Consider the following 8,345-nt stretch of genomic DNA (forward strand, 5'->3'; position numbering starts at 1 on the left):
TAAATCGACGAATGTCCCTTTCCAAGGCAACACAAAAAAAGAGCTACCCCGGCACAATATGCGGGGCAACTCTTTTGATTGTTAGTTTGCGACGATGTTGACTAATTTGCCAGGTACGGCAATGACTTTGCGGATGGTTTTACCATCAATCTGTTCTTTGATGGCGTCTTCGCCCATCGCGATTTCTTCGAGTTTTTCTTTCGTCGTATCAGTCGGCACCATAAGTTTGGCTTTGACTTTTCCGTTGATTTGAATGACGATCTCCACTTCGTTATCGACGAGCTTCGCTTCGTCGAACGCAGGCCATGTTCCGTAAGCGATACTTTCAAAATGACCCAGCTTAGACCAAAGTTCTTCTGAGATATGTGGTGCAGCCGGTGCTAACAATTTCACGAAGCCTTCGATATATTCTTTCGGAAGTGCTTCCGCTTTGTAGGCATCGTTGATGAATACCATCAGCTGTGAAATTGCCGTATTGAATTTCAATTCTTCATAGTTCTCGGTCACTTTTTTGACAGTTTGGTGATACACTTTTTCAAGCTTGCCACTGTCATCCGTTTCGACCAATTTATCGGTCATCGTACCGTCTTCATTGACAAGTAAGCGCCAGACGCGATCCAGGAATCGGCGTGAACCGTCCAATCCGTTTGTCGACCAGGCAATGGATGCATCCAATGGCCCCATGAACATTTCGTACATGCGAAGCGTATCCGCACCATGGCTTTCCACGATGTCATCAGGGTTCACGACATTCCCTTTTGATTTACTCATTTTTTCATTATTCTCGCCAAGGATCATCCCTTGGTTGAATAAGTTTTGGAACGGTTCTTTCGTTGGTACGACACCGATGTCATACAAGAATTTATGCCAGAAGCGCGCGTACAATAAGTGAAGCACGGCATGCTCGGCACCACCGATATAAATGTCGACCGGCATCCATTCTTTCAATTTTTCCGGATCGGCAAGAGCTTCCGTATTGTCCGGATCGATATAACGAAGGAAGTACCAGCTACTACCTGCCCATTGTGGCATGGTATTCGTCTCACGACGGCCTTTACGTCCGTTTTCGTCAACTACATTCACCCAATCCGTGATGTTCGCAAGTGGTGATTCACCCGTTCCTGAAGGCTTGATGTCCGTTGCCTTAGGTAGAAGTAATGGAAGCTCTTCTTCCTTAAGTGCTGACATGGTGCCATCTTCCCAATGGATGATTGGAATTGGCTCACCCCAGTAACGTTGGCGGCTGAACAACCAGTCGCGAAGGCGGTACGTAATTTTTTTCGTACCAATCGCTTTTTCTTCCAACCATTTAATCATGGCCGTGATGCCTTCTTCTTTATTCATTCCATCCAGGAATCCGGAGTTCACATGAAGTCCGTCGCCCGTATAGGCTTCTTTCGTCACATCTCCACCAGCTACGACTTCTTTGATTGGCAAGTCGAATTTGACTGCGAATTCATAATCACGTTCATCATGAGCAGGAACCGCCATGATTGCACCCGTTCCATAGCTGATCAATACATAATCAGCAATCCAGATCGGCATCTTTTCGCCATTGACCGGATTGATTGCATAAGCACCCGTGAACACGCCTGATTTATCTTTTGCAAGGTCCGTTCTTTCCAGGTCACTTTTATGTTTCACTTCGTCTAAATAGGCGTCAACGGCAGCACGTTGTTCGGATGTCGTGATCTTATCCACGAAAGGATGCTCTGGAGCAAGAACCGCATAGCTTGCACCGAATAATGTATCCGGACGCGTCGTGAACACCGTGAATGATTCATCGAATCCATCGATCGTGAACGTGACTTCAGCCCCTTCAGAACGGCCGATCCAGTTACGTTGCATATCCTTGATGTTTTCTGGCCAATCCACATCATCCAAATCGTCGATCAGACGGTCGGCATAAGCCGTGATGCGCAACATCCACTGCTTCATTGGACGGCGTTCGACCGGATGTCCGCCACGTTCACTTTTCCCATCGATGACTTCTTCATTCGCTAAAACCGTACCAAGTGCCGGGCACCAGTTCACAGCGACTTCATCGATATAGGCAAGGCCTTTTTCGTATAATTTCAAGAAAATCCATTGTGTCCATTTATAATATTCCGGGTCCGTCGTATTGATTTCACGATCCCAGTCATAAGAGAAACCAAGCGCCTTGATTTGGCGGCGGAACGTGTTGATGTTGTGTTCCGTGAATTCAGCCGGGTCATTCCCGGTATCGATTGCGTACTGCTCTGCTGGAAGACCGAATGCATCCCAGCCGATTGGATGGAGCACATTGTACCCTTGCGCCCGTTTCATCCGTGCCAGAATATCACTCGCCGTGTAACCTTCCGGATGTCCAACGTGAAGACCCGCTCCAGATGGATAGGGGAACATATCCAGCGCGTAGAATTTACGTTTGCCGCTATCTTCTCCCGTTTTAAACGTTTTGTTCGCTTCCCAATATTGCTGCCATTTCGTTTCTATGCTTCTATGTTCAAAACTCATTAGACTTCCTCCTATTTTCCGTATAAAAAAAACAATAAAAAACCCCTCATCCCAAATTGGGACGAGAGGATTATGTATATCTTCCCGCGGTACCACCCACATTGGCGACAACAAACAATCGCCCAGCTTAAAAGTTCCGTAACGTGGATTGGACGCCAGGCATTACTATAGCTTCACACCTGTGACTCCAAGACGAGTTCACAATCAATCCAGGTTGACTTGCACCATCCGTCAACTCTCTAAACTGGTTCTAATTGCTACTACTTCTCTTCATAGTCTTTATAAGAATATTTGATTTTATTTCATTCTAGTCAATTTTACCGATAATTGCAATAGCCGGTCACCAACATTATCTCCAGGTTTTTCATTATATATGCATCACCATTCAAAATCGTGCACATTGGAAAAGGGAGCTATGCTTCCATAGCCCCCACATACACCTTTAATGACGCAATAAAATCATATCATTCTTTATATCATTCAATTGCTGTTGCATCCTTTGAAGCATATCCCGTTGCTGGGCATCCGCACTTCCATACATTTTGTCCAAGTTCGTCAAAGCCTCTTCGATATAAAGCTGTGACTTCTGGAATTCCTCATCACTGTAATGGCCCAGCCTTGATGCTTCGTTATATTCATAATCTGCAAATCGGAGAGCCCCTTCGCATTGCTCCAATAACTGACCAACGGATTGTCTTGTTGCCATTTCAAACCCTCTCCTTCACGTTCATTTGGATGACATTACATCATCACAATTAGTTTGAACTAAGAACGGGAGGATTATCATTTTTTTTCACTTATCCCAGAACTTTACCCCTTGATGGGAAATGAATTGCTCCAGCCACTCCGCGAAACCCATATGAAGCGGCTTGCTTTCATCGAAATCATCGATATGACCTTTTACCATGATATAATCCTGCTTGCCTTTGGCCACGTCATTTCCATGGATCACAATATTATCTTGATAAATGCAGGCCACCTTATAACAGCCTTCATAATCTTCTTCATACGTGTAATTTATGATATCCTCGAGGCTGTATAGATCATTTTCGCCCCCGGATTCAACATGATCGAACAGGCGGCAGCCATTCGTTATCTTCAAAAATGCTTTATATTCATCTGGCAGCAGCAAACCGGTCTTTTCCTCAAAAGCGAGGATTTGTTCGTCCGAGGCAGGAGAATTGAAGGTACACGTTGCATTGAACACAGTCCCGTCATCATTGACTTCTAGCACCTGGTTATTTTCTGCTAATTTCTTTTTCATTTGATTTATGACTTCTTCTACTTGAACGGTCATATTCATCAGCTCCCGACTCAATTTAGATAAACGAACACACCTGTTTAACTATCTAAAATTAACCTTCAAGATACATTATACGCTTCTTTTTTAAGAAAAAGACCTATTCTCCGGAATGTTGTATAATATAGGTTGCGCTTTATTACACGTAGGAGGTTGCTGATATGGATCAAGCAAACCCGTTTATATATGCAACGGATAACAAACGATATCATACTTGGAATTACCATTTACGCCATCACTTTGGCCATAAAGTTTTCAAAGTTGCGCTTGACGGCGGTTTCGACTGTCCGAACCGTGATGGCACAGTCGCACATGGCGGCTGCACCTTCTGCAGTGCCGCAGGATCGGGGGATTTTGCAGGCGATCGCGTCGAACCGCTTGATGTCCAATTTAAGAAAGTCAGTGAAAAAATGCACCACAAATGGAAAGACGGCAAGTATATGGCCTATTTCCAAGCGTTCACGAACACGCACGCCCCCGTGGCAGAACTTCGTGAAAAGTACGAAAGCGTCCTCACTCAGGATGGAGTGGTCGGGCTTTCCATCGCGACACGCCCGGACTGCCTGCCTGATGATGTAGTCGACTATCTAGCCGAACTGAATCAACGTACCTATCTTTGGGTCGAGCTTGGCCTGCAGACGGTCCATGATGAAACGGGGAACTTGATCAACCGGGCCCACGACTATGCTTGCTACAAGGAAGGCGTCGATAAACTGCGTAAACACGGGATCCGGGTCTGTACCCACATCATCAATGGTTTGCCTAACGAAGATTATGTAATGATGATGGAGACCGCACGTGAAGTCGCTAAACTGGATGTGCAGGGAATCAAGATCCACCTGCTTCACCTTCTGAAAGGAACGCCGATGGTCAAGCAATATGAAAAAGGAATGCTTGAATTTCTTGAACGGGACGATTATGTAAATCTCGTATGCGATCAGTTGGAAGTCATTCCCCCAGAAATGATCGTCCACCGCATTACCGGCGATGGCCCCATAGACTTGATGATTGGGCCGATGTGGAGCGTCAATAAATGGGATGTCCTGAACGCCATCGATGCCGAACTGAAACGCCGCAATAGCTGGCAGGGAAAACATTATCAATCAGAGGAGGTCCCATCACCATGAAGCTGGATCGCGTTTTGGATTTTGCGAAGCTACTTCTTGAGAGAGCCGTTCAACAAGGGGACATCACCGTTGATGGAACGATGGGCAACGGCCATGATACCGTCTTTCTCGCCCAATTGGTCGGCGAAACCGGTCATGTCTATAGTTTTGACATTCAAGAGCAAGCCATTCACACTACCGCGAATAAATTGGAAACGGAACATTTACAAAAGCGTTGCACCCTCGTCCACGATGGACATGAACAGCTCGATACGTATATCACCGGGGAACATGCGGGAAAGATCACCGGGGCCATCTACAACCTTGGCTATCTCCCTGGAGGCGATAAATCAATCATCACGCAAGCCGATACGACAATCGCTTCTCTTGAAAAACTGTTCGACATGATGGCGCCGGAGGGCATCATCGTCCTCGTCATCTATCACGGCCATCCAGGAGGAGAGGCGGAACGGGATGCGTTGATGCACTATGTACAGAACCTGTCTCAACAAAAAGCCCATGTCCTGAAATACGACTTCATCAACCAAGTTCATTCACCTCCGTTCCTCATTGCGATAGAAAAAAGGTAGAACACACACCACCGTTCAATAAACGGTGGTGTTTTTGTAAATCCGACCGAATTTTTTGAATTTTGAATTTATACCTATTATAATGAGAAAAAAATCGATAAGTGGATGTAGAAACATGGAACAATTATCGACTTCGTTACTGGCAGGGCAGATTTATTGACTGAGAAAATCAAACGGGATACAAGTGAATCATTTGGCCAATTCGTCACCAGCCTGACTGCATTGACCGAAGATAGAACACGATGGAAGAATTGAAGCCGTTCGAACATGTCTTACAAATTCCTCCAAAACAAAAAGCTGCTGAAGTTTCTCAGCAGCTTTTTTCTTATTTAAACGACATAGCCCAATATCTTCAACCGGTTTTCAACGAAACTCAGTGCATATTGAAATACGTCATCCCGCTCCGGTTCATTGAAAATTTCATGATATAGTTTCGGCCATTCCTTGTATTGCTTTTCGCTGGCCAAGTTATAGTTGAACCACTCCCGGACTGCCTTTTTGTTGACGACCTTGTCATCTCCGCCCTGCATCATCAGTAAAGGCACGTCCTGAAACTCCGGAATCTCTTCAAAAGCATCCTTCATTGCCTGTACAAGCTCCCGATACCAGCGAACGGAAACTTTGGTAATGTACAATGTATCGTTCGTATCCGATTCACGGATTTCCGAATTCCTCGTCGCCATTTGGGGAGTTAACCCAGAATCCACCCGGAATTTTGGCATCACGATATTCATGCCGTGTGAAATGGCGGTTAAGTATTTGGGAGGATGCGTCATCAGACCGAGGCATGGCGATGATAAAATGACCCCCGCGATGTCCCATTCTTCCTCCTGAAGCAGGCGGATCGCAATCAACCCACCCATGCTATGTCCTAATAAAAAGACAGGAAGGGAATAATCGTATGCATCTTCAATCCAGCTTTTTACTTCTTCTAAATATTCGTCAAAGGAATCGATATGCCCCCGGAAGGCGCGTGTCGTCATTCCCTGCCCGGGTAGGTCGCCCATGACGACATGGTATCCGGCTGAAAGCCACATTTGTGTTAACCACTTGTAACGGCCATGATGCTCCATTGCCCCATGAATAATGACGATGACGCCTTTTGCATCTCCGTCCGTCTCCCATTTCCACATTCGAAATCCCCCTTTCACTTTTCTCTAGTTGTATACGTTCCATGCAGAATGAAAAATAATCTATATGGTAAATTATAACCACATTTTCGGTTTTCGACAAAAACGAAACCTAATTAATTGTGCTCAATCAAATAGTAGCCAAGGCTATTTTGATACGGTATATTAAAATAATACAGCAAAATTATCCACTTCGGAAAGGAAATGATGAAAATTGATTATTTATCCATTCAAAGGCATGGAACCAGAAATTTCCGAAAGCGCCTATCTTGCTGAAAATGCCGTCGTGACAGGCGATGTCAAAATCGGTGATGAATCAACGATCTGGTTCAATACCGTCATTCGCGGCGATGTGGCACCCACCATCATCGGGAAAAGAGTAAGCGTGCAAGATAACAGCGTACTTCATCAAAGTCCCAATAACCCACTGATAATCGAAGATGAAGTGACCATTGGCCACCAAGTCATTCTACATAGCTGCAAAATTCGAAAGAGAGCCCTCATCGGCATGGGTTCGATCATCCTTGATGGAGCGGAAATCGGTGAAGGTGCCTTCATCGGTGCAGGAAGCCTTGTCCCCCAAGGAAAGGTTATCCCGCCGAACACCTTAGCCTTTGGAAGGCCGGCCAAAGTCGTTCGTGAAATTAATGAAGAAGATCGCCAGGATATGGATCGCATCGTCCGGGAATATGCTGAAAAAGGACAACTCTATAAACAGGCTGAACGAATAAAGTAACACGGATCGTAGGATTACAAAAAAACGCTTAGCTAAAAATAGGATTCCTTGAATTATTCCCTAGGTACCCATATTTAATCCTATTTTTGCCCATCAAAAAAGGTGCCTTGCATTAAAGCAAGGCACCTTCAGTTTGTCGACAAAAGGGGTCCGGAATGATTTCATTCCGGACCCCTTTTTGATATTTTCTTGAAATTTCGCTCAAAATTTAGAATATAGGTCTCTACGAGCCCACTTTGTTAGGCTATTTTCGGACCTTGCCATGTCCAATTGGCCATCTTCTTTAAATTCATGGCAGCGAAAGTAAGCATCGCCTGCATCGACAATTTTTTAAGTCCCCTTAAAGTAGTCCAACGCATACCATGCTTTTCTTTTGCATCTGCGAATACACGCTCAATCGTTTCCTTGCGTTTCGCATAGATAGGTTTTACATCTTGATGATGACGCAGGTGATCTGCTTCTTCCATATTTTCTTGCCAAATATGGCGCGTCACCACTTTTTGGTGGTCTTTGCTTTCTGTACACTGTGATAAAAATGAACATGTCTTACAAATGTGTTTGGGAGATTTATACTCGCGATATCCCTCTTTATTTGTTGTTGAGTACTTTAAAACCTCGCCCGATGGGCAAAGGTAACAGTCAAAATGTTCATCATAAACATACTCATGTTTGCGGAAGAATCCTTCTTTTGTGCGTGGTCGTGTATAGGGTAATGCCGGCGTGATTTCTTTGCCAAAAAGATAGCTTGTAATGGCTGGCGTTTTATAAGCTGCATCTGCGGCAACAGCTTCAGGTTTTCCAACTTTCTCAATCACTTGTTCTACCAGTGGCTCTAACATATGGCTATCATGCGTATTTCCAGGTGTTACAATTGTCCCTAATACAAAACCATTTCGGTCTGCAGCCGTGTGAAATGAATAGGCAAACTGTTTTGTCCGTTCATCTTTCACATAGTAACCACTCTCAGGATCTGTTGTACTTTCTTTG

The 8,345-nt window shown here is 44.8% G+C and carries 9 protein-coding genes and 1 other annotated feature; of the genes, 3 read left to right on the forward strand and 6 right to left on the reverse strand.

Annotated elements, in window-relative coordinates; genetic code table 11:
• Positions 1–81: 81 nt before the first annotated feature.
• The 3 genes from leuS to ACIQXU_RS05690 form a co-directional block, all read right to left on the reverse strand.
• A complete protein-coding gene (gene leuS, locus ACIQXU_RS05680; protein WP_402987313.1) occupies positions 82–2,496 on the reverse strand; it encodes a leucine--tRNA ligase in 2,415 nt (804 codons plus the stop codon).
• A gap of 54 nt (positions 2,497–2,550) precedes the next feature.
• Positions 2,551–2,779, reverse strand: a binding site (T-box leader).
• A gap of 159 nt (positions 2,780–2,938) precedes the next feature.
• Positions 2,939–3,202 (reverse strand): DUF2524 family protein, encoded by a 264-nt coding sequence (locus ACIQXU_RS05685; RefSeq protein WP_402875099.1) that lies wholly within the window; start codon positions 3,200–3,202, stop codon positions 2,939–2,941.
• An 87-nt stretch (positions 3,203–3,289) separates the two neighbouring features.
• Entirely contained in the window at positions 3,290–3,793 is a 504-nt protein-coding gene (locus tag ACIQXU_RS05690) for an SMI1/KNR4 family protein (protein ID WP_402875102.1), read from the reverse strand.
• Between the two features lie 164 nt (positions 3,794–3,957).
• On the opposite strand from ACIQXU_RS05690, the gene mnmL reads away from it, so the two are divergent.
• Together mnmL and mnmM are read left to right on the forward strand one after the other, a co-directional pair.
• Positions 3,958–4,923, forward strand: coding sequence for a tRNA modification radical SAM protein MnmL/YtqA (mnmL, locus tag ACIQXU_RS05695; protein ID WP_402987316.1), 966 nt, complete (start codon positions 3,958–3,960; stop codon positions 4,921–4,923).
• On the forward strand, positions 4,920–5,492 hold the full coding sequence (gene mnmM / locus ACIQXU_RS05700; protein ID WP_402987319.1) for a tRNA 5-(aminomethyl)-2-thiouridylate-methyltransferase MnmM: 573 nt from the start codon (positions 4,920–4,922) through the stop codon (positions 5,490–5,492). The genes mnmL and mnmM overlap by 4 nt, the downstream gene beginning before the upstream one ends.
• Before the next feature lie 77 nt (positions 5,493–5,569).
• On the opposite strand, the gene ACIQXU_RS05705 is transcribed toward mnmM, so the two are convergent.
• The gene (locus tag ACIQXU_RS05705) at positions 5,570–5,761 is read right to left on the reverse strand and encodes a hypothetical protein (RefSeq protein WP_402987322.1); all 192 of its coding nucleotides are present in this window, start codon (positions 5,759–5,761) and stop codon (positions 5,570–5,572) included.
• Positions 5,762–5,821: 60 nt separating this feature from the next.
• Complete coding sequence (locus ACIQXU_RS05710; RefSeq protein ID WP_402875113.1) at positions 5,822–6,625, reverse strand: alpha/beta hydrolase; 804 nt, start codon at positions 6,623–6,625, stop codon at positions 5,822–5,824.
• Positions 6,626–6,839: 214 nt separating this feature from the next.
• Between ACIQXU_RS05710 and ACIQXU_RS05715 the strand changes: the two genes are divergently transcribed.
• Positions 6,840–7,358 (forward strand): gamma carbonic anhydrase, encoded by a 519-nt coding sequence (locus tag ACIQXU_RS05715; protein WP_402987422.1) that lies wholly within the window; start codon positions 6,840–6,842, stop codon positions 7,356–7,358.
• Positions 7,359–7,597: 239 nt separating this feature from the next.
• On the opposite strand, the gene ACIQXU_RS05720 is transcribed toward ACIQXU_RS05715, so the two are convergent.
• Positions 7,598–8,345, reverse strand: a 748-nt coding sequence (locus tag ACIQXU_RS05720; protein WP_402987324.1) for a transposase, incomplete at its 5' end; no start/stop codon positions are given.

Source organism: Peribacillus sp. NPDC097284 (assembly GCF_044761765.1).
Classification (GTDB): domain Bacteria; phylum Bacillota; class Bacilli; order Bacillales; family DSM-1321; genus Peribacillus.